General features: G+C 65.2%; 3 protein-coding genes. All 3 read right to left on the reverse strand.

What is annotated here, in order from left to right:
- Positions 1–245, reverse strand: a 245-nt coding sequence (locus VN634_01755) for a glutathione S-transferase N-terminal domain-containing protein (GenBank protein ID HXC49585.1), incomplete at its 3' end; no start/stop codon positions are given.
- 17 nt (positions 246–262) lie between these two features.
- Entirely contained in the window at positions 263–1,537 is a 1,275-nt protein-coding gene (locus tag VN634_01760) for an MFS transporter (protein ID HXC49586.1), read from the reverse strand.
- Positions 1,530–2,365: hydantoinase B/oxoprolinase family protein (locus VN634_01765; GenBank protein ID HXC49587.1), on the reverse strand; the 836-nt coding region annotated here is incomplete at its 5' end. The genes VN634_01765 and VN634_01760, both read right to left, overlap by 8 nt.

Consider the following 2,365-nt stretch of genomic DNA (forward strand, 5'->3'; position numbering starts at 1 on the left):
AAACGTCCGCCGCCGTACTTCTCGACCAGGTACTCGATGATCGCGCCCGACTCCGCGAGCACGAAGTCGCCGTCGCGGATCACCGGCGACTTGCCCAGCGGATGCACTTGCTTGAGATCGGGCGGCGCAAGCGAAGTCTTCGCGTCACGCTCGTAGCGCACGATGGTGTACGGGACGCCGATCTCTTCCAGCATCCACAGCACGCGTTGCGAACGGGAGTTGTTGAGGTGATGGACTTCGATCATGGCGAGCCCTCAGAGTTCTAGTCGAGCGCCGCGCCCGCGCGCTCGCGTGCAATCATCAGCACGATGCCGGTAACGATCAAGGCCGCCGCGAGGTACGCACTCAGCGCATGCGTTCCGCCGAAGGTCCTCTGCAACGTCGCAAGCACGAGCGGCGCGATGCCGCCGCCGACGATCCCTGCCAGCGTGTACGCGAGCGACGAGCCCGCATAGCGTACGCGCGTCGGAAACTGTTCGGCGATGAATGCCGCTTGCGGACCGTACATCATCGCGTGCACGACCAGCGCGGCCGCGATTGCGCAGGCGATTGCGACTGGCGATCCGGTGTCGAGCAAAGGGAAGAAGATGAAGGCGACCACCAGTGCGCACAGCACTCCCGTTCCATACACGGCGCGACGACCGAAGCGGTCGGACAGCGAGCCGAAGAGAGGAATCGTCAGCGCGTTGCAGGCGCCGCCGATGGAGAGAGAGATCAACGCGAGTGTTCGCGATACGCCGACTGTCATCGTCAGGTAAGAGAGCGAGAACGTGGCTGCGAGCGAGTAGAGAACATCGGGACCGATCCGTGCGCCACCGCCGATCAGGAGCTTCGGCCAATGCGCGCGAAACACCTCGCCGACCGGTGCGCGTGCCTGCGACTTGTCGCGTTCGAGTTGCCGGAACAGCGGCGTTTCCTCCACGCCGACGCGGATCCACAGACCGAACCCGACCAGCACGACGCTCGCGAAGAACGGCAGCCGCCAGCCCCACGCAAGAAAGCTTTCCTCCGGCAGCAGCGACGTGACGATCGCGATAGATCCGGTCGCCATCAACGTGCCGAGCGACGGGCCCATCTGCGCCCACGAAGCATTGCGGCCGCGGCGGCGCTGATCGCCATGTTCCACCGAGAGCAGCACCGCGCCCGCCCACTCCCCACCTAGCGCCGCGCCCTGCACGAAGCGCAATGCGACGAGCAAGGTCGGACTCAGCACTCCAGCCGCTGCGTACGTCGGCAGTGCGCCGATCAGCGCTGTCGTGGCGCCCATCACCATGAGCGTAGTGACGAGCACGAAGCGCCTGCCGTAGCGATCGCCGAGATGTCCGAAGATCACGCCGCCGATCGGCCGCGAGAAGTAGCCGACGGCGAAGGTCGAGAACGCGAGGATCGTACCGGTCAGCGGCTCGAACGACGGGAAGAACAGCTTGTTGAAGGCCAGGGCCGCGAGCGTGTTGTAGATCGCGAAGTCGTAGTACTCGAGCATCGTGCCGACGATGCTTGCCGTGGCCAGTCGAGCGGTGCGCGGTTGCTCAGCCAAAGCCGCCACCGCTCGGCGTCTGGATCACGAAGACGTCGCCGGCTTGCATCTCTGCGGAGTGGGTCGCACCGAAGTCCTCGACGGTGCCGTCGACACGTTCGATCCAGTTCTTGCCGGTCGCGCCGGATTTGCCGCCCGCCAGGCCGAAGGGCGCGACGATGCGATGATTGGCGAGCAGCACCGCCGTCATCGGTTTGAGGAAGCGCACGCGACGCTCCGAACCGTCGCCACCACGATGACGCCCTGCTCCACCCGAGCCACGGCGGATGCGAAACTCCTCCAGGCGCACCGGAAAGCGCCATTCCAGCACTTCCGGATCGGTGAGGCGCGAGTTCGTCATGTGCGTCTGGACGACCGACGTGCCGTCGAAATCCGGTCCTGCACCCGAACCGCCGGCGATCGTTTCGTAGTACTGGTGCACACCGTCGCCGAACGTGAAGTTGTTCATCGTGCCCTGGCTCGCTGCGAGCACGCCCAGTGCGCCGTAGAGGCAGTCCGTGACGACCTGCGAAGTCTCGACGTTTCCGGCGACGACAGCCGCCGGGTACTGCGGCCTGAGCATGGAGCCGGCCGGCACGATGAGCTCCAACGGCTTGAGGCAGCCTGCGTTCATCGGGATCTCGTCATTGACGAGCGTGCGGAAGACGTAGAGCACAGCAGCTCGCGTGACTGGAGCAGGCGCGTTGAAGTTGTTCGGTTGCTGTGCGCTGGTGCCGGTGAAGTCGATGCGCGCCGATCGCGCTTGCTTGTCGATGCGGATGGAAACACGCACGCGTGCGCCGTTGTCCAGTGCGTATTCGAAGTCGCCGTCCGTCAGCGCGTCGATCA

Source organism: Candidatus Limnocylindrales bacterium (assembly GCA_035571835.1).
In the GTDB taxonomy this organism is placed as follows: domain Bacteria; phylum Desulfobacterota; class Binatia; order UBA1149; family CAITLU01; genus DATNBU01.